This window comes from Methylobacterium sp. Leaf113 (assembly GCF_001423325.1).
Taxonomy (GTDB): Bacteria; Pseudomonadota; Alphaproteobacteria; order Rhizobiales; family Beijerinckiaceae; genus Methylobacterium.
Window position 1 is genome coordinate 48,309 of sequence record NZ_LMNJ01000007.1, and the last position, 18,302, is coordinate 66,610.

Genomic DNA, 18,302 nt, shown 5'->3' on the forward strand with positions numbered 1-18,302 from the left:
AGGCGGCCGGGAAGCAGGCTGGCAAGACAGCCGAGCAGGCCACCGGGAAGGTTACGAGGAAGTCCGTCCGCAAGCGGGTCGCGAAGGCGGTCGATGCCGTCGCCGGCCGGAAGACCACCTCGAAAGCGAAGACCTCCCCGAAAGCGAAGACCTCCCCGAAAGCGAAGACCTCCCCGAAAGCGAAGACCTCCCCGAAAGCGAAGACCTCCCCGAAAGCGAAGACCGCGTCGCAGGCGAAGACCACCTCCAAAGCGAAGACCCCACCGAAGAAAGCGGCGTCCAAGCAGGCTCCGGAAAAGAAGACGGCGGGACAGGAGCCCCGGCGCCCTAAAACCTCCGACGCCGCACGGGAGCACGCAGCCTCGTAGGAAAGACCTGACCCTCGGGGCCCGCGCCGAACGTCCGGGGCGGGTGAATATCTGCCGGCCTGCTTTTACGCCGGAGCTGACTTTGCCGTTTGGCATCTTGGCGCCCCGAGGCAGGGAACCCGGACTGAGCCGGGTCCCTGATCCGAGGGTCAGGCGAAGGCGTCGTCGCTGGGCGTCGACACTTGCCCCCGCGCACCGCCCGCGCTGACCAGGATTTGCCCTTCCGACAGGCCTGCACCGTCCCGCACCTCGTACACTCGCGCATGGCCCGAGGCGCCACCAGCTCCAGCGTCGAGCCCGCGGCAAAGCCCGTGAAGCGGATCACGTGGCCGCTGGTCTGGCCCGCCTCCTGGAAGTCCACGAGCAGGTCGGTGGCGCCCCTGACGGCGATGTCGCCAAGGGCGATGCGGAAAATGTCGTTGCCTGCACCGCCGCCCATTCGGTCAGCCCCGACGACTGCCAGCACGCTGGGTCGGGTCGGGCTCCGCCGGCCCATGCGATGGCCGTATGGGGCGGGGGAGCGGCCCCTCACCCTCCGCCCTGAAGCGGACGTTCCGCCTCCGACCCAACTACGACGAAGAAGCGATTTCGTCGGGGGCCCTGACGCAGACCTAATCCGTGCCTTCGTTGCGGTCTGCTTGCCCAAGCACGATCCGCTGCAACGCGCCGACGGCTGTCTCGATCTGCGTTTCGTTGAGCGACGAGTAGCCGAAGACCAGCATGTCGTCCCGTGCACCCGGATCGAAGTCGTAGGCAGCTCCGCTCGAAAGGGCGTAGACGCCGATGCCCTGCTCTCGCGCCATGATCTGGATCTGCCGAGCGGGCGGAAAGCCGGGCGGGAGGCGCCAGACCAGGTGCAGGCCACTCTCGCCGCCGAGGACGACAGCCCCGTCGAACGTCCTGCGAAGTGCTCCAACCAGACAGTCACGGCGCGCCTTGTAGACCTGCCTCAGGCGGCGCAGGTGCCGGTCGAAGTGCCCCTCGTCGATGAAGGCGGCGAGCGCGGCCTGCTCAAGCCAGGCCTGGCCATTGCTCATCCGTGCTTTCAGCATCCGCGCCTCGTCCCAAAACATGCGCGGGACCGTGGCGAAGCCGATGCGCAGGCCGGCGCCTACCGACTTCGAGAACGTCCCGGCGTAGAAGACGCGCCGGCCTCCGTCGAGACCGGCCAGAGCCGTCAGCGGCGGCCCGTCGTACCGGAAGTCGCTGTCGTAATCGTCCTCGACGATGTAGCTGTCGGTTTCCTCCGCCCATCGCAGCAGGGCCAGGCGCCGCGTCAGCGGCATGGTGGCTCCGGTTGGGAATTGATGCGACGGCGTGACGTAGAGCAGGCTGCCTTTGGCCGTGGGCAGGAGGTCCGTTCGCAGCCCCTCGCCGTCGACCGGAACCGGATGGATCTCCAGACCGGCGTTCCGGAAGATGAGCGAGGCTCCGAGGTAGCAGGGATTCTCGATGCAGAGTTGCCGGGTGTGTCCCTTCAGCAAGTTGAACACGAGGTTGAGCGCGTCCTGCCCACCCGTGGTCACGATGACCTGATCTTCCGTCACCGCCACCGCTCTGGCGCGCCGCAGGTGCGTGCTGATGGCCATGCGCAAATCCGGGAGGCCGGCCGGATCGCAGTAATCGGTGAGGTAGGCCGTCTCCCGCGCCAGAAGCCGCGTCACGATCCGTCGCCAGATGGCCAGCGGGAACCCCGCCGGATCGGACCGCCCGACCCAGAAGTCGAGTTCGGGTCGGTCGCCGCCGCCGCCGGGCGAGCCGGCGAAGCACAGCAGGGGTTCGCTCGATGCGTCCGGCACCGGGCCGTTCGTCAGGGACCGACTGCCCTGTTGGATCAGGAGGAGACTATCCGGCGAGATCGGCTCCACGAACAGGCCCGCCGTGCCGCGCGCCCTCACGTAGCCCTCCGCCGCAAGGCGTTCATAGGCCAGCAACACCGTGTTGCGGGACACGCGGAGGCGCTCCGCCAGCAATCGGCTTGGAGGCAGTGCCATGCCGGCCTTGATCTGCCCATCCAGGATGATCTCCCGAACCTGGTCGAACACCTGTGCCTGGAGCGGCTTCTCGGACTTGGCGTCTAGGGTGAGCGTCAGTTCCACACGTTCCATCCTGCCCGAGGTCGCCTGCTGGCCGTGACGTACCCCGTCCCTGTCGTCACGAACCAAGCCTCAGGCGGACCGCGCCGATCCGCGACAAAACCGTTGGTACCATGGCCCAACACTCATTTGGCCCTTCCACCGGACCAAAATTTGGAATTGTTTGCACTTGAGTGCATTGTGCTGACGCACTGGGCCGGCCCGCCAGAAAAATAAGGCGGGACGCTCGGCCGTGGAGGAAACATGAACGAGATCGTCAAGCCCGACTCCCTGATCGTCGCCGAGGCCGAGAGCCTGACCGAGACCTTCTTCGGCGGCTGCCCGCACGACTGTCCCGACACCTGCTCGATGATCTTCGAGGTCAAGGACGGGGAGCTGCTCGGCGTGCGCGGCAATCCGGATCATCCGATGACCCGCGGCGGTTTGTGCGTGAAGCTGAAGGACTACGAGAAGCGCCATTACCACCCGGACCGGCTGCTCTACCCGATGAAGCGCGTCGGCCCGAAGGGCTCCAAGCAGTTCGAGCGCATCACATGGGACGAGGCCCTCGACACCATCGTGTCGCGCTGGAAGGCGATCATCGACCAGTATGGGCCGCAGGCCATCGCGCCCTACAGCTATCTCGGCAACCAGGGCCTGGTGCATGGGCTGAACGGCGGCGATGCCTTCTTCAACCGCATGGGCGCCACCGTGACCGAGCGCACCTTCTGTGGCGAGGGCTCCTGCACGGCCTGGCTGCTCACCGTCGGCCCGACCGCCGGGCTCGACCCGGACAGCTACATCCACTCCAAGTACATCGTGATCTGGGCCTGCAACTCGGTCAGCACCAACCTGCACCACTGGGCCATCGTGAAGGACGCCCAGAGACAAGGCGCCAAGGTCGTCGTCATCGACACCTACGCGTCGCGCACCGCCAAGGCGGCCGACTGGCACATCGCACCGAAGCCCGGCACGGACGGCGCACTTGCCATGGCGCTGATCAACTCGATCATCGCGCAGGGTCTCGTCGACCAGGACTATGTCGACAACTACACGGTCGGTTTCGAGGAACTGAAGGAGCGGGCCGCTCCGCGTACGCCGGAATGGGCCGCCGCGATCACCGGCGTCCCGGCCGAGGACATCCGCAAGCTCGCCCGCGAGATGGCGACCGAGCAGCCGGTCGGCATCCGCATGGGCGTGGCGCTGGAACGGCATTACGGCGGTGGCCAGACCATCCGGGCGGTGTCGTCCATCCCGGCGCTCACCGGCGCCTGGCGCCACGTCGGCGGCGGCGTCACCCAGTTCGGTGTCTGGGAGCATCCCTACAAGTTCGACGTGATGTGCCGGCCCGACCTGATCCCGGAGGGTACCCGCGTCATCAGCAACCTTCAGATCGGACGCGCGCTCACCGGCGAGCTGAAGCTCGACCCGCCGATCATGTCGATGATGTGCTGGAACTCGAACCCCGTCACGCAGGCGCCCGAGACCGACAAGATCGTCGCCGGGCTGATGCGCGAGGACCTGTTCATGGTCTCGGCCGAGCACTTCATCTCGGACACCGCCTCCTATGCCGACATCGTGCTTCCGGCGACGATGGGCGCGGAGATGGAGGACATGATCCTGTCCTGGGGCCACCTCTACCTGACCTACAACACCAAATGCGCGGATGCGCCCGGCGAGGCGATCCCGAACAACGAGATCTTCCGCCAGCTCGCGGCCCGGCTCGGTTTTGAGGAAGAGAACTTCAAGTGGACCGACACGGAGTGCCTGGAGCACTACGTCGACTGGAACGCCCCGGCCTGCGAGGGCATCGACCTCCAGTACATGCGCGAGCACGGCTTCGCCCGGCTGAAGGTCGGCACGCCGGACGACCGCGCGCCCCACCGCGAGGGCAACTTCCCGACGCCGACCGGCAAGTGCATGTTCATGGTCGAGGGCGCCACGAACTTCGTCGCGCCACCGTTCCGGCAGATGTACGAGGGCTTCCAGCCCGGCGAAGCGCTCGATCCGCTACCCGACTACCTCGGCCCGCGCGAGTCCCACACCAACGACCCGGCACTGGCCAAGCGCTTCCCGCTCAACATCGTCTCGCCCAAGAGCCACTACTTCCTGAACTCCTGCTACGCCAACATGGAGGACAAGCAGAAGGGCCAGGGCGAGCAGTTCGTGATGATCAACCAAGCCGACGCCGACACCCGCGGTATCAGGGACGGCGACAAGGTTCAGGTTGCCAACGACCGCGGCGCCTTCAAAGGCGTGGCGCGCATCACCGACGATGTGAAGGCCGGCATCGTGGTCGCGACGCTCGGCTACTGGCGTCAGCTCAACGAGGGCACGGTCAACAGCATCTCCTCGGGGGCCTTCACCGACATGGGCCACGCCCCGTCCTTCTCGGACAACCTCGTCGAGGTGGCCCGGGCGAACTGAGGTCAACGCTTGGCTGCGCAGCAAACAGGCGTCCTACGGGACGCTTGTTCCTGATCCACGGTTCTTTGGTCAGCCTGCGCCGAGAACGCATTGTGAGAGCCCCCGGGTGTTCGTCGAAAGCACGGCCAGGTGTCCGCTTCTTCCATCCTCACGCCCGAACGCGGACCGGCAAAAATCCATCCGGTTCAGGCGTCGGTCATCCTCCACCGAGCTGCTGCGAAGCGGAGCTTCTTGAGGTCGGTGAAGGGACACAAAGAGACGGAACCGAGTGTCAGGTTCTACCCACGAGAAGCTTTCCGCGATCCCGTGTCGTTTGGGCACGCCGGTCGGAGAGCAACGGCGCTGGCGTGAGACCGTTGGCGCAAGCTGTCATCGGCAGGCTGTCTTGGACAGGCTGTCTTGGGCAAGCTCTCCCGGGTTGAGGATACCAACATCATGACCAAGGTTGCGGTCGTCACCGGTGGAACCGCCGGAATCGGGCTTGCCACCGCCCACCTCTTCGCCCGGCGCGGCTGGGCGGTCGCGGTCATCGCCCGCGATCCGGAGCGCCTGCGGAAGACCGAGGCCGCGCTCGCGGCCTATGGCGGGTCCGTCCTGGCGATCTCGGCGGATGTGGCGGATGCGGCCGCAATCGACGCCGCCGCCGAGCGGATCGAGGGCGAGATCGGGCCGATCCGGGCCTGGGTCAACAACGCGATGGCGACCATCGTGAACCCGGCCGACCGGATCACGCCGGACGAGTACAAGCGGGTCACCGAGACGACCTATCTGAGCCAGGTCTACGGAACGCTCGCGGCCCTGCGCCACATGAAGCCGCGCAACCGGGGCGCCATCATCCAGGTCTCGTCCGGCCTCGGCATCCGCGCGGCGCCGCTCCAGGCGCCCTATTGCGCGGCGAAGTTCGCGGTCTCGGGCTTCACCGACGCCCTGCGCTCCGAACTGATCCACGACGCGGTCGACGTCTCCCTCAGCGTGGTCTACCTGCCGGCCGTCAACACCCCGCAGTTCAACTGGGCCCGCAACCGCACCGGCCACGGGCAGTACGCCCCCGACCCGGTCTACGATCCGCGCCTCTGCGCCGAGGCCATCGTCGCCACGGCCGAGAATCCGAGCCGCGAGGTCTGGGTCGGCCACAGCACGGTGATGATGGCCGCCGCCCAGGCCCTGATGCCGGGCTACGCCGATGCCAAGGCCGCCACGATGTGGTCGGCGCAGCTGACCGATGAACCGGCGCCCGACAAGGCCGGCAACCTCTTCGCGCCGGTGCCGGGCGATGTGGGCATCGACGGGCGCTTTTCGGACCGGACCAAGGCCACCCGCAGCGCCTATTGGACGAGCCGGGATCGCGACCTTCTCGTCGCCGGCCTGACCGGCGTGGTCGCCCTCGGCCTGTTCGGCGTCGCGGCGCTGGCCCGGGCACCGCGGCGGCTGTTGCGGAGGCCCTGAGCGCGGCGGCTCCGTCTCCCCCCCGGGCTGCGACCTGAGCGGCGCCGGTGAACCGGGTGCAGCTTTGGCGTCTTCTACGCTATAGCTGTTCCAAGGTTCCCTGATTCCGGGCACCGCATCGGACGAGGTTTCCTATGGAAGTCGACGCGCTCCTGCTCTCGCGCATCCAGTTCGGCTTCACCATGGCCTTCCACATCATCTTCCCGGCCTTCACCATCGGGCTGGCGAGCTTTCTCGCCCGCCTGGAAGCCCAGTGGCTGTGGACCAAGAACCCGATGTACCGGAACCTGTACCGGTTCTGGGTCAAGGTGTTCGCGGTTTCGTTCGGCCTCGGCGTCGTCTCCGGCATCGTGATGAGCTACCAGCTCGGCACCAACTGGTCGCGCTACTCCGACTTCACCGGCAACGTGCTGGGGCCGCTGATCCAATACGAGGTCATCACCGCCTTCTTCCTCGAGGCGGGCTTCCTCGGGATCATGCTGTTCGGCTGGGATCGGGTCGGCGACCGGCTGCACTTCGTCTCGACCTGCATGGTGGCGCTCGGGACGCTGATCTCGGCCTTCTGGATCCTGTCCGCCAATTCGTGGATGCAGACGCCGGACGGGTTCGTCGTGGAGAACGGCCGGGCCATCGCCACCGACTGGTGGAAGGTGATCTTCAACCCGTCCTTCCCGATCCGCTATGCCCACATGGTGCTGGGCTGCTTCCTCACCACGGCCTTCGCGGTGGCGGGCATGTCGGCCTGGATGATCCTGCGCGGGCGCAAGGAACCGGCCGAGAAGGTGGCGGGCGCCCGGATCTCGCTGTCCATGGCCCTGTGGTTCGCGGTGATCTTCACGCCGATCCAGATCTTCGTCGGCGACAGCCACGGTCTCGCGGTGCTCAAGCTGCAGCCGACCAAGCTCGCGGCGATCGAGGCCAACTGGGACCGGCAGGCGAACATGCCCCTGCTGCTGTTCGCGATTCCCAACATGGAGGCGGAGAAGAACGACTTCGAGATCGGCATCCCGCGGCTCGGCAGCTTCATCCTCACCCACGACTTCTCGGGGGTGGTGCCGGGCCTGAAGGACGTGCCGCGCGACCAGCGCCCGCCGGTCTGGCCCGTGTTCTATGCGTTCCGCATCATGGTGGCGATCGGCATGGCCATGCTGGGCCTGAGCCTGTGGAGTCTCTACCTGCGCTGGCGGGGCACGCTCTACACGAACCGCTGGTTCCTCAGGGCGGCGATGCTGATGACGCCGTCCGGCTTCGGCGCCGTCCTGTTCGGCTGGTTCACCGCCGAGATCGGGCGCCAGCCCTACATCGTCTACGGTCAATTGCGGACGGCGGACGCGCATTCGCCCCTGACGGTCAATGCCGTGACGACCTCCCTGATCGCCTTCCTGATCGCCTACGCGTTCATCTTCGGCTTCGGCAGCTACTACCTCGCCAAGCTGTTGCGCAAAGGCCCCGAGCCCCTCGAGGAGGCCATGCGCGGCGGCGACGTGGCGCAGAAGCCCAAGCGTCCCCTCTCCGCGGTCAACGAAAGTCTCACCCCCGCCTGAGGGGCACCGTGGCCCGGCTCAGAGCCGGGCCACGCACTCGCTCTGGTGCTGGACCCGTCCGCGCTCGCCGCCCGACCGCATGGGGCTGGCCTCGACCACCGGAGCGAGCCCGAGGTGGCGCGCCAGGGCGACGAGGTCTTTCAGGCGACCGGTCTGGGTCTTCCGACGCAGGTTGAGGCGGTGGGTCTCCACCGTGCGCACGCTGAGGTTCAGGCGGCGGGCCACCTCCTTGTTGCTGAAGCCGGCGCTGAGGAAGCGCAGGATCTCGGCCTCACGCGGCGTCAGGCCCTCGCTGGCGGGCAGCACGGCCGGCGCCGGCGTCTCGGCGCCCCGCGCCTCGGATCGGGCGGCCAGGCTCAGGATGGCGCCGCACACGTCCCGCGGCGTCGCGCTGCGGGCCACGAAGGCGTCGGCGCCCGCTTCCACCAATTGGCGCAACAGGTCGGCGCGCAGCAGGTCGAAGCCCACCAGGACGTTTAGGCCCGGCGCGCGCTCCTTGAGAGCCGCGATGTCGGCGGCAATCGAGGCCTCCGGCTGCGATCCGACGAAGACCAGGGCGACGCTCCGCGCCGGTGCGCGCGCGAGATCCGATTCACTTAAAGTCTGCAGACGCGGCTCATGTTCGATCACCGCTCGAAAGGTCGAGGCGAACCCGGATGGCTCATTGACGATCAAGACTCCGACGGCGTCATTCATGCCGCATTACTCCCCGTTGTCCCGCCACGACACACCGCGACGGCCCTTGGGAGAGTCAGATCAATTTCCGTTCCAGAGCTTTATTGACCAAACCTCGGGCGAAACCCCGTCGACCTGCTTCGAAACTCGCCTGAAATCCCGCAAGACTGTGGTGAACGCTGTGCAGATGCCCCACCCTGGTCGCGGGCCTCGTCCCGCACTGGGACAGACGACGCGGCCGGATGGTTGGGAATTCTTCGGGCGCCGGCTCAGCCGGCACGGGCCAGGACGAGATCGGATGCGGCGCTGACGACGCGGTTGCGGCCGGTGGTCTTGGCCTCGTAGAGGGCGATGTCGGCGCGCTTGAGCAGCCCCTCGACGGTGTCGCCCTCCGACCATTCGCTGACGCCGAAGCTGCAGGTGAGGCGGATCGGCACGCGGCCGCCGCGGATGCGCAGGGCCTCCATGGCACGGCGCAGGCGGGTGGCGATGGCCTCGGCCTCGGTACCGGCCCGGTGCGGCAGGACGATCCCGAATTCCTCGCCGCCGAGGCGGCCGATGATTCCGTCCAGCGCCAGTTCGCGGCAGACGGCCTGGATGGCGGCATCGCCGACATCGTGGCCGTACTCATCGTTGATGCGCTTGAAGTGGTCGATGTCGAGCAGGATCGCCGACATCTTGCCATGGTCGCCGACCCGCTCCGCGGCATCGCGCGACTTCTGCAGGAAGGCGCGGCGATTCAGGAGACCCGTGAGCGAGTCGGTCTCGGCCAGGCGGATCAGTTCGCTCTGCATCGTCGTCAGGCGCTCGGCGGCCCGCAGGCGGGCATGAAGCTCCTCCGGTCCCGGCGGTTTCTCGATGAAGTCGTCGGCGCCGCTGTCGAGGGCCTCGGCGAGGTTCCGCGCATTGCGGGCGGACGACATCGTGATGACGTAGAGCGGGCGATTGGCCTCCGCCAACAGACGGGCGGACCAGCACAATTCGAGGCCGCCCAAGGGCCGGACCTCGAGGCTGGTGATCAGCACCCGCACCGATGCGGTGTTCTCGACATAGTCGAGCGCTTCCGCCGAGTCGGTAAAGGCCGTGACGGTGTGGCCGTTGGGTTCCAGCAGGGCCGAGATCATCTTGAGGACGACCCGACTGGTGTCGACGAGGACGATATGCATGGCGTGGCCCGACCACCTTCACGGTTGTTGACGTGAGGATGACAGGAACAGATTAACCGGTTGCCAAAGCGTCCCGAGCCGAAACTTCGTCCGTTCGTGGGCGGACAGCCCTGGCCGAGCCTATCGGTGCGAGACGCGAACCGGGATGACCCGCGCGCCGCCGCTCATCTCGGCTGCGGCGGGCGCAGCCTGGACGGAGGCCGGCCCGGTCTGCCGTGCGGGCTCCGACCAGCGGCCCCGGCGATCGCGGACCACAACCCTGGAGCGGCCCATCGCGGACCGGGACCGGATAGTTCCGCGAGCCTCGGCGCGCGGCGCTTCGATGACATAGACGGTCGGCGTGCCCGGGCGGGTGCTGCGGATACCCGCGACGGTCGGAATCCCGTAGGTGCCGTAGCCCCAGGCGCTCGGCACCAACTCGCTCGGGCGGGGAACCCGCGTCAACGGTGCCCCGACATAGGCGCCCTCGATCAGCGCGCCGCCGTAGCCGTAGCCCTGGTCATGCCCATCCGGGAAGGCCTGGCCGTAGGGCGAGCGGTGGCCATAGCCCGACGTTCCGGCGTACGCGACATCCTGGGCGCAGGCCGCGCCGGTCGCGGCGGCGAGAGCCAGGGCCGCACCGAGGAGGCGGGCGCCGAGGGGCGCCGTCAGGAAGCGAGTAGTCATGGGGGGCCGAACTCCGACGCGCGCCGATCCGGAGGAAAACCACCCCATTCCGCCTGTCGTTCCCGCCCCCTGCGCAACGGACACCGTCGAAGACTGCTTAGGGCGCGAGGCAAGTTAGGGCGCGAGGCAAGACGCGCCGAACGCAGCCCGGAACAGAAGCGGCCCAAGACAAAAGCAGTTCAGCACGAAACAGCAGTTCAAACGAAAAACCCTGCCGGGCGGCAGGGTTTCGGTGTCTCACGTCAAGAATCTCGGCCTCAGGTCTTGAGACTGGAAATTTTCAGCCCACCCCGTGGAGCCAACCCGCCTAACGGCAGGTGGTGACCCGGCGCACGATCCAGCCTTCGCCCTCGATCCACAGGCGTCGACGCGAGCGGCTGCAATTGACCGCCTCGTCCTCGGATTCCGTCACGGCCGCCACCGGTGTAATCGTCGGGCTGGAGCCGGAGGCCTTGGCCGGCCCCTGATCGGCCGCGGGTGCCGCCATGACGACACCACCGGAGACGCCGAATCCCATCAAGAAGAAAGCGCCCGCGAGTGCGGGCATCCGCAGTCGATTTGCCATCATCGGAAAGTCTCGCTCGCACATCCCTCGGTGGACGTGCCCTCAACGTGTCGGGTTTGCGCAACGGCCTGCGTTGCTGCTTGAACAGTTAAGTCGCGAGCGGGCTGAAGGGTTGCAGTCAAGAGACCTGCCGGAGCATAAATCGTTGCTCGGCAACGCCGAAATCTCAGGGCGTCGCCGTGACGGACAATATCGGCAGCGTGATCGCCAATTCGGTGACGGCGGCCCGCGGCATGGCCCGGTCGGACACCACCAGCGCGCCGAGCCCGAGGACGAGACTGAAGGCCAGCAGGGCCGTCTCGATCCCGCGATAGAACCCGTCCATCTCACATCTCCGGCGCTGCGATGCCCGGCCGACCGCGCGGCCCCGCATCGCCCATGATCGCCCCGGGAGTGTGAGGGAACCGTAACCGAAGCGCGGTTCAGGCCCGCCCCAGCACCGCCATGTGGGCGAGGTCCGGTTCGGGCGGCTGCATCAGGGCGGCCGCCAGATGGGCTTCCAGCACGATGAGATCGCAATCCGGATCCGGCTCCCAGCCGCAGCGGCACCCGTTCGGGCCTTCATGAGCCTGAGCCACCTGGCGGTAGAGGGCCCCGACGACGCGGGCCGCCACCTCCAGGGCCGACATCGCCGGCAACGGCGCGCGGTTCAGGCTCTGCCAGAACGCCCGGCGCAGGGCCTCGTCGAGGTGACCCTCGGGCGACGCCGACTCGGCGCAGGCCGGCCTGGCCTGTCCGGCGACCGTCCGGGCGGCATCTCCACCGCTCACGCGCGCTCTCCCAATGCCCAGTTCGCAGGTTCCCAGGTCGCGGGCGCCCGATCGCTCATCCCCCAACCCTCCGCCCGCGTCCGCCAGTGCGCCGGAACCAGCGCCGGGTCCGCCTCCGGCACGCCGGCCAGGGCGTCGATGATGTCGGTCAGGCGATGCAGCCGCAGGTCGAGGGCCGAGCCGTCCCACCAGGCAAGCCGCGCATAGCCGCGCATCCAGTCCAGCGTGCGTTCCATCGTCCTGCTCTCCCGGCGGCTTTTGTTCCGTGGAGGCAAGGTTTGAAAGCTGGCACTCGGCTTGGCAAGCAATTCAGACAAGATTGGAATTGATTGAATCTTGTATCATTCCAATATTCGGTCAGTTTTAATTTGGAGGCATTCCACGCGGGGAGAAAACGGGCCATCTTTCCGGCGCTTGCCCGGACGGACTTTGTCTCCGGCAGACTGTCGGCCCCGAACGATCAGCAGGACGGCCCCGGGCTCGGTCCGGCCGCCGCGCCGTCTCGTGCCGCACGGTACCTGCCACGCAGGCCTCAGGCCGATTCGGCCTTCGTCACAGGATCATCCGCATGATCATGAGGCCGAGGAGCAGACCGGCCAGGCCGAGCACCATCGAGCCCAGGATGTAGATGATCGCCGCACCGACCTCGCCGCGCTCCAGCAGCAGGATGCCGTCGAGCGCGTAGGAGGAGAAGGTGGTGAAGCCGCCGAGCACGCCGGTCGCGAGGAACAGCCGCATCGGCTGGCTGCCGCTGCGCATGGCGTACCACCCGGCGAGCACGCCCATCAGGATCGACCCGAGGATGTTGATGCCCATCGTGCCGTAGGGAAAGCTCGTGCCGAAGCGCAGGGCGGCGAGCCCGACACCGTGGCGGGCCATGCCGCCGAGACCGGCGCCGAGAAAGACGATGAGGAACCCCATGCGGCCGCGATCTCCCTGAAACCGGCAACCGGCCCGGATCGCTCGACAGCATACGCCCAAATTCCGCAGGTGCGTCGTCCGATCCCGGTTTGCCCCCGAGGTCCACAGGGTCGGTCCCGCTTTTTTCGCGTCGGCGGTTCGACGGTGGGAAAGTGGGAGACGGCAAGTGGGAGTTGGTGAGCAAGGGCCGGGAAGCGGGCGTTTTGCGGACAACGCATCGTTTCGGCGACAAGATGCGCTGCGGTTTATCTCGGATTAACCAAGTTGGGGCTGTAGTGGTCCCGTTAAGATTGATGTTTCCTCAACAGGCACCTTCGTCCAATCCTGGTTTCGCTTAACCTTTTCTTCAGGTGTGCGCAGCTGGACCGGTGTCCGTTCGGGACTTGCGTATCCGAGTAGCGCCCGCATGAACGACGCTGTGTATCCGTACGGCCGCCGTCTCCGCCGCCCTCGCCGGCCGCGCGGTCGAGTGCTGCTCCAGACGTCCCTGGTCGCGCTGCTCTGCGGCGTCTTCCCGCGCCTGACCGCGCCGGAGGGGACGGTGCCCGCCGGACCGGGACCGTCCGTCCTGGCGGCGGTCCGCGCCCCCAGCGCCTCCGCGTGGATGCTCGACCCGACCCCGGCGCTCGGGGCGTCCGTGCCCCGGCTGGCGCAGGCTTTGCCGCTCGCCGCCACGCTGGTCCCGGCGGTTGCGCCCGCCACCGTGCTGGCGATGGTGACGCCGCGCGCCTTGCCGGCCACGCCGATGCGGGTATCCCAACCCATGGCGCAACCCATGGCCCAACCGGTGGCCCAGCTCGTTCCCCTGCCGGTCGCGCGTCCGGCCGGGCTCCTGGCCCAGGCTCAGGTCCCGGGTCAGGCCGAGCCGGCCCGCTTCGCCCTTCGGTCCGAGCCGGCCCTGCGCGCCCTGACGACGCGCCGGACCCGGACGGAGCGGGCGCAGGCCAATGCCGAGGCCGAGCGCTCGTTCTTCGACACGGTGTTCGGGACCCGCCCGGCGCCGGACCCGGAACCGCGCACCACCCTCGCCTACGCGTCGGTCGATCCGACCATCGATCCGGGACCGCGCCGGATCATCGAGAGCAATCCGGGGGTGAGCGCCGGCACCGCCGTCTACGACATCACCGCCCGCACCGTGACGCTGCCGAGCGGCGAGCGGCTGGAGGCTCACTCGGGTCTGGGCGAGAGCATGGACAACCCGCGCCACGTCCATCGCCGGATGCGCGGCTCCACCCCGCCCGGCACCTACGACCTCACCGAGCGCGAGGCCCTGTTCCACGGCGTGCGGGCGATCCGGCTCAACCCGGTCGGCGGCAGCGCGGCGATCCACGGCCGCGACGGCATCCTGGCCCATACCTACATGCTGGGCCCGAGCGGGGCTTCCAACGGCTGCGTCTCCTTCCGGGACTACAACCGCTTCCTCCAGTCCTATCTGCGCGGCGAGGTCCGCCGCCTCGTGGTGGTGGCCGGACGCGGCGATGCGGGTCCGAGCTTCGCCGAACGCCTGTTCGGCCGCGCGACGCGCTGAGCGCCGCGCACCGGGGGGCACGCGGCTCTCGATCGTCGGGACGGACGGCGGTTCGCCGTCAGCCGATGATCTTGTCGATGGTGATCGGCAGGTCGCGGATGCGCTTGCCGGTGGCGTGGAACACCGCGTTGGCCACCGCCGCCGCCGTGCCGACGATGCCGATCTCGCCCAGGCCCTTCACGCCCATCGGGTTGGCCCTGTCGTCCTCCTCGACGAAGATCACGTCGATGTCGAAGATGTCGGCATTCACCGGCACGTGATACTCTCCGAGATTGTGGTTCATGAACCGGCCGATGGTGTGGTCGAGCATGGATTCCTCCTCCAGCGCCGAGCCGATGCCCATCACCACGCCGCCGAGGATCTGGCTGCGCGCCGTCTTGGTGTTGAGGATCTTGCCCGCCGCGATCGCCGAGACGACGCGGGTGACGCGCACCACGCCGAGATCCTCGTCAACCTTCACCTCGGCGAAGATGGCCGAGTGGGTGTAGCCGGCGAAGTCCTGGGAATGGTTGGAATCCGGCCCGGCCGAGCCGGTGGCCTCGATCTTGTCCATCCCCGCCTTCGCCATCACCTCCGTGAGGGCGATGCTGCGGGACGGGTCACCCGCCACCGAGATGCGCCCCTCCTTGAACACCGCGCGATCGAAATCGACGTTGGCGAGCGGCGAATCGTCGAGGCCGCGCGCCAGGGTGAAGACCTGGGCGGCGATCTCGCGACAGGCCTTCATCACCGCCGTGCCCGAGGAGGCCGCCGTCCAGGAGCCGCCGGCGATCGGCGCGTTGGCGAGCTTCGAATCGCCGAGCTTCGTCGTCACGTCCGTCATCGGCAGGCCGAGCGCATCGGCGGCGATCTGGGTCAGGATGGTGTAGGTGCCGGTGCCGATGTCGCCGGTCTGGTTGCCGACCACGAGCTTGCCGTCGGCCGTCAGCGTGGCCTGGGCGCTCGATTGCTGCATCAGCGCCTCCCAGATGCCGGTGGCCATGCCCCAGCCCACCAGTTCGCGCCCCTCTTTCATCGAGCGCGGCTCGGGGTTGCGGCCCGACCAGCCAAAGCGCTCGGCCCCCTCCGCATAGGCCGCGCGCAGGGATTTCGAGCTGAACGGCTTGTCCTGGGTGCGGTCCTTCTCGGCGTAGTTCCTGAGGCGCAGGTCGATCGGGTCCTGGCCCGTCGCGTGGGCGAGTTCGTCCATGGCGATTTCGAGGGCGAACACGCCCGTCACCGCACCCGGCGCCCGCATGTCGGAGGGGGTGTAGGTGTCGATCTTGGCCAGACGGTAATCGAGGGCGACGTTCGGGCAATCGTAGAGGATGCCCGACCAGTTCACGACCACCTCCTGGTAATCCTCGAAGCCGGAGGTGCCGGAGATCGCCTCGTGCCGGACGGAGGTCAGCGCCCCGTCGGCCTCGGCCCCGAGAGCGATGGTCTGGCGCACGTCGGGGCGGTAGCCGAAGGTGAACATCTGGTCGCGGGTCAGGGTCACCCGCACCGAACGCTCGAGTTCGCGCGCCGCCATCACGGCGAGGAAGAGCTGGTATTGCGGGCGAAGCCCCGAGCCGAAGCCGCCGCCGAGATAGGGGTTGAGGACGTGGACGTCGTCCTTCTTCATCCCGAACACGCCGGTGATGTAGCCGAGGCTGTTCGAGACGCCCTGGATCTTGTCGTAGACGGTGAGCTTGCCGCCGCCCTCCCAGACCACGGTCGAGGCGTGGGGCTCCATCGGGTTATGGTGCTCCACGGCCATGTGGTAGTGGTTGGTGAGCTGGACCGGCGCGGCCTTGTAGGCGCCGTCCGCATCGCCCCAGGGCGCCGGCGGCGGCTTGATGCCGGAGCGCTTCTTCGGCGGCACGTAGGCCACGTCCTCCAGGCTCCTGAGATCGGTGGTCGGCGCCTCGGCCTCGTAGGTGAGCTTGATCAGCGAGGCGGCGTAACGGGCCGTGCCGAAATCCTCGGCCACCACCAGGGCCACCGGCTGGCCGCTGTAATGGACCTTGTCGTCGTAGAGCGGCCGGAAGGGCGAGCCCGGAGGCGCGACCTGGTCCTGGTAATTGTAGTCGAGCCAGGCGGTGCGCGGCCGGTTCGCGTGGGTGAACACCTTGACGACGCCCGGCACCGCTTCGGCGGCGGCGGTGTCGATGGACAGGATGCGGCCGCGGGCGATGCCGCTCGACACCACGTAGCCGTGGGTCAGGTCGGGGGCGGCGAATTCGCCGGCATACTTCGCCTGGCCGGTGACCTTGGCCGGGCCGTCGACGCGGCTCTGCGCCGTGCCGACATAGGTGTCGGTGCCTGAGGTGCTGATGCTGTGGGCCATGAGGGTTCCTTCAGGCGATGCGCTTGTCGGACTGCGACTGCGGCGTGCCGGCGGCGGCCTGGGCGAGGCCGCGGGCAATGGCACGACGCGCGAGTTCGATCTTGAATGCGTTCTCGGATTGGGGCTGCGCCTCGGCCACCACGATGTCGGCGGCCGCCGCGAAGGTCTCCGCAGTGGCGGGCTTGCCGACCAGGAAGGCCTCGGCCTGCGCGTTGCGCCACGGCTTGTGGGCGACGCCGCCGAGCGCGAAGCGCGCGGACCGGATGGTGTCGCCGTCGCGCTTGATCACGGCCGCCACCGAGACCAGCGCGAAGGCGTAGGAGAGCCGGTCGCGCAGCTTCAGGTAGGTGTGGTGGGCGCCGAACTCCTCGTCGGGCAGATCGACCGCGAGCACGATCTCGTCCGCCGCCAGGGTAGTGTCCCGCTCCGGCGCGTCGCCGGGAAGGCGGTGGAAGTCGGCGAACGGAATGGTGCGCTCGCCCCCCGGACCCGCGACCCGGACCTTGGCTTCGAGCGCGGCGAGCGCCACGCACATGTCGGAGGGGTGGGTGGCGATGCAGGACGGGCTCGTCCCGAAGATGGCGTGGATGCGGTTGACGCCGCCGATGGCGGCGCAGCCGGTGCCCGGCTCGCGCTTGTTGCAGGGCGTGGCGTCGTCATAGAAATAGTAGCAGCGGGTGCGCTGCAGCAGGTTGCCGCCGGTGGTGGCGGCGTTGCGCAGCTGCCCCGAGGCTCCAGCCAGGATCGCGCTCGACAGGAGCGGATAGCGCGCCTGGACCTGCGCGTCGTAGGCCACCGTCGAATTCGTCACCAGGGCGCCGAGGCTGAGGCCGCCGTCGCGCTCCTCGATCCGGTCGAGGGGCAGCCGGGTAATGTCGATGAGGCGCTCGGGCCGCTCGACATTGTACTTCATCAGATCGACGAGGTTGGTGCCGCCGGCGATGAAGCGGCTGTTGGCGCCCGCCGCGATGGCGCGCACCGCCTCGTCCACGGTGGTCGGGCGGACGTAATCGAAGCGGTTCATCGTGCGGCTCCCGCGTGCATCACGTCTTCGATCGCATCGACGATGTTGGTGTAGGCGCCGCAGCGGCAGATGTTGCCGCTCATCGCCTCGCGGATTTCTTCGCGGGAATGGGCGTGGCCTTCCGTCATCATCCCCACCGCCGAGCACAGCTGGCCGGGCGTGCAGTAGCCGCACTGGAAGGCGTCGTGCTCGACGAAGGCCGCCTGGAGCGGATGCAGGCCCTCCGCGCCCGCGACGCCCTCACTCCCAGCAAGGCCTGCACTCCCGGCAAGGCCTGCACTCCCAGCAAGGCCCTCCACGGTGGTGATGCTGGCCCCGTCCTTCATCACCGCCAGGGTCAGGCAGGAATTGATGCGCGTGCCGTTCACCAGCACCGTGCAGGCGCCGCACTGGCCGTGATCGCAGCCCTTCTTGGTGCCGGTGAGGTCGAGGTCCTCGCGCAACAGGTCGAGCAGCGTGGTCCAGGGCGCGACCTGAAGCGAACGGGTCTCGCCGTTGATCGTCAGGGTGATGCCGATGGTGTTCGCCGCATGAGGCGAACCACTTTCGATGAGCATGGCGGTATCCGTGACTTGCGGGCCGGGACAGGCACGGCACCGTTGGATTTCGAGACAGGGTCGCAGGGGCCGCGGCGGGGAAAAATCATCCGCCCCGGGCCGGTCCACTCGATAACAGTTCCAAAAAGCGGGTGTTCCCGCCGAGCGTGCACGGGCCGACACGGCGCACGGCTGACGGATACGTTGCGGTACGGCTCGACGATGCGACGATTGCTTCGGTGGAGCCGGGTTGCTCGGTGCTGCCCGGTTGCTCGGTCCT

Annotated in this window: 16 protein-coding genes; 4 read left to right on the forward strand and 12 right to left on the reverse strand. The window is 68.1% G+C overall.

The features are described from left to right. Window positions 1-979 precede the first annotated feature (979 nt). Window positions 980-2,467, reverse strand: a complete 1,488-nt coding sequence (pdxR, locus tag ASF60_RS06855) for a MocR-like pyridoxine biosynthesis transcription factor PdxR (protein WP_056182452.1) — start codon at window positions 2,465-2,467, stop codon at window positions 980-982. 240 nt (window positions 2,468-2,707) lie between these two features. Between pdxR and ASF60_RS06860 the strand changes: the two genes are divergently transcribed. From ASF60_RS06860 to ASF60_RS06870, 3 genes are all read left to right on the forward strand, one after another. Further along, window positions 2,708-4,870: a molybdopterin-containing oxidoreductase family protein gene (locus tag ASF60_RS06860; RefSeq protein WP_056182454.1), complete on the forward strand. Its 2,163-nt coding sequence runs from the start codon at window positions 2,708-2,710 to the stop codon at window positions 4,868-4,870. Between the two features lie 435 nt (window positions 4,871-5,305). Then, entirely contained in the window at window positions 5,306-6,316 is a 1,011-nt protein-coding gene (locus ASF60_RS06865) for an SDR family oxidoreductase (protein ID WP_056182658.1), read from the forward strand. A gap of 134 nt (window positions 6,317-6,450) precedes the next feature. After that, window positions 6,451-7,860: a cytochrome ubiquinol oxidase subunit I gene (locus tag ASF60_RS06870; protein ID WP_056182457.1), complete on the forward strand. Its 1,410-nt coding sequence runs from the start codon at window positions 6,451-6,453 to the stop codon at window positions 7,858-7,860. A gap of 18 nt (window positions 7,861-7,878) precedes the next feature. Here ASF60_RS06870 and ASF60_RS06875 read toward each other — a convergent pair whose 3' ends face one another. From ASF60_RS06875 to crcB, 8 genes are all read right to left on the reverse strand, one after another. Then, entirely contained in the window at window positions 7,879-8,556 is a 678-nt protein-coding gene (locus ASF60_RS06875) for a response regulator transcription factor (RefSeq protein ID WP_056182461.1), read from the reverse strand. A gap of 248 nt (window positions 8,557-8,804) precedes the next feature. After that, window positions 8,805-9,701: a diguanylate cyclase domain-containing protein gene (locus ASF60_RS06880; protein WP_056182465.1), complete on the reverse strand. Its 897-nt coding sequence runs from the start codon at window positions 9,699-9,701 to the stop codon at window positions 8,805-8,807. Between the two features lie 120 nt (window positions 9,702-9,821). Continuing rightward, on the reverse strand, window positions 9,822-10,367 hold the full coding sequence (locus ASF60_RS06885; protein WP_056182467.1) for a hypothetical protein: 546 nt from the start codon (window positions 10,365-10,367) through the stop codon (window positions 9,822-9,824). A 307-nt stretch (window positions 10,368-10,674) separates the two neighbouring features. Beyond that, window positions 10,675-10,854: a hypothetical protein gene (locus ASF60_RS06890; protein ID WP_244478351.1), complete on the reverse strand. Its 180-nt coding sequence runs from the start codon at window positions 10,852-10,854 to the stop codon at window positions 10,675-10,677. A 244-nt stretch (window positions 10,855-11,098) separates the two neighbouring features. Next, on the reverse strand, window positions 11,099-11,257 hold the full coding sequence (locus ASF60_RS25100; RefSeq protein ID WP_200940919.1) for a hypothetical protein: 159 nt from the start codon (window positions 11,255-11,257) through the stop codon (window positions 11,099-11,101). 97 nt (window positions 11,258-11,354) lie between these two features. Then, window positions 11,355-11,702, reverse strand: a complete 348-nt coding sequence (locus ASF60_RS06895) for a hypothetical protein (protein WP_056182471.1) — start codon at window positions 11,700-11,702, stop codon at window positions 11,355-11,357. Then, window positions 11,699-11,938, reverse strand: coding sequence for a hypothetical protein (locus tag ASF60_RS06900; RefSeq protein ID WP_056182475.1), 240 nt, complete (start codon window positions 11,936-11,938; stop codon window positions 11,699-11,701). Before ASF60_RS06900 ends, ASF60_RS06895 begins: the two co-directional genes overlap by 4 nt. Before the next feature lie 316 nt (window positions 11,939-12,254). Further along, window positions 12,255-12,623 (reverse strand): fluoride efflux transporter CrcB, encoded by a 369-nt coding sequence (gene crcB / locus ASF60_RS06905; RefSeq protein ID WP_056182479.1) that lies wholly within the window; start codon window positions 12,621-12,623, stop codon window positions 12,255-12,257. Between the two features lie 406 nt (window positions 12,624-13,029). Between crcB and ASF60_RS06910 the strand changes: the two genes are divergently transcribed. Next, entirely contained in the window at window positions 13,030-14,151 is a 1,122-nt protein-coding gene (locus tag ASF60_RS06910; protein WP_056182483.1) for a tlde1 domain-containing protein, read from the forward strand. Between the two features lie 58 nt (window positions 14,152-14,209). Here the strand turns inward: ASF60_RS06910 and ASF60_RS06915 are convergent, their stop codons facing one another. The 3 genes from ASF60_RS06915 to ASF60_RS06925 are packed head-to-tail and all read right to left on the reverse strand — an operon-like array spanning window position 14,210 to window position 18,043. After that, entirely contained in the window at window positions 14,210-16,462 is a 2,253-nt protein-coding gene (locus tag ASF60_RS06915; RefSeq protein ID WP_056182486.1) for a xanthine dehydrogenase family protein molybdopterin-binding subunit, read from the reverse strand. A 10-nt stretch (window positions 16,463-16,472) separates the two neighbouring features. Further along, window positions 16,473-17,486, reverse strand: coding sequence for an FAD binding domain-containing protein (locus ASF60_RS06920; protein WP_056182489.1), 1,014 nt, complete (start codon window positions 17,484-17,486; stop codon window positions 16,473-16,475). After that, on the reverse strand, window positions 17,483-18,043 hold the full coding sequence (locus ASF60_RS06925; RefSeq protein WP_056182491.1) for a (2Fe-2S)-binding protein: 561 nt from the start codon (window positions 18,041-18,043) through the stop codon (window positions 17,483-17,485). The genes ASF60_RS06920 and ASF60_RS06925 overlap by 4 nt, the downstream gene beginning before the upstream one ends. Between the last annotated feature and the right edge of the window lie 259 nt (window positions 18,044-18,302).

Excerpts from the sequence above, each read along its gene's own strand:
- ASF60_RS06915 (WP_056182486.1), bottom strand. The coding sequence starts at position 16,462 with ATGGCCCACAGCATCAGCACCTCAGGCACCGACACCTATGTCGGCACG.
- ASF60_RS06865 (WP_056182658.1), top strand. The coding sequence starts at position 5,306 with ATGACCAAGGTTGCGGTCGTCACCGGTGGAACCGCCGGAATCGGGCTT.
- ASF60_RS06920 (WP_056182489.1), bottom strand. The coding sequence starts at position 17,486 with ATGAACCGCTTCGATTACGTCCGCCCGACCACCGTGGACGAGGCGGTG.
- ASF60_RS06860 (WP_056182454.1), top strand. The coding sequence starts at position 2,708 with ATGAACGAGATCGTCAAGCCCGACTCCCTGATCGTCGCCGAGGCCGAG.
- ASF60_RS06870 (WP_056182457.1), top strand. The coding sequence starts at position 6,451 with ATGGAAGTCGACGCGCTCCTGCTCTCGCGCATCCAGTTCGGCTTCACC.
- crcB (WP_056182479.1), bottom strand. The coding sequence starts at position 12,623 with ATGGGGTTCCTCATCGTCTTTCTCGGCGCCGGTCTCGGCGGCATGGCC.
- ASF60_RS06900 (WP_056182475.1), bottom strand. The coding sequence starts at position 11,938 with ATGGAACGCACGCTGGACTGGATGCGCGGCTATGCGCGGCTTGCCTGG.
- ASF60_RS06875 (WP_056182461.1), bottom strand. The coding sequence starts at position 8,556 with ATGAATGACGCCGTCGGAGTCTTGATCGTCAATGAGCCATCCGGGTTC.
- ASF60_RS06885 (WP_056182467.1), bottom strand. The coding sequence starts at position 10,367 with ATGACTACTCGCTTCCTGACGGCGCCCCTCGGCGCCCGCCTCCTCGGT.
- ASF60_RS06925 (WP_056182491.1), bottom strand. The coding sequence starts at position 18,043 with ATGCTCATCGAAAGTGGTTCGCCTCATGCGGCGAACACCATCGGCATC.
- ASF60_RS06910 (WP_056182483.1), top strand. The coding sequence starts at position 13,030 with ATGAACGACGCTGTGTATCCGTACGGCCGCCGTCTCCGCCGCCCTCGC.
- ASF60_RS25100 (WP_200940919.1), bottom strand. The coding sequence starts at position 11,257 with ATGGACGGGTTCTATCGCGGGATCGAGACGGCCCTGCTGGCCTTCAGT.
- ASF60_RS06890 (WP_244478351.1), bottom strand. The coding sequence starts at position 10,854 with ATGGCGGCACCCGCGGCCGATCAGGGGCCGGCCAAGGCCTCCGGCTCC.
- ASF60_RS06880 (WP_056182465.1), bottom strand. The coding sequence starts at position 9,701 with ATGCATATCGTCCTCGTCGACACCAGTCGGGTCGTCCTCAAGATGATC.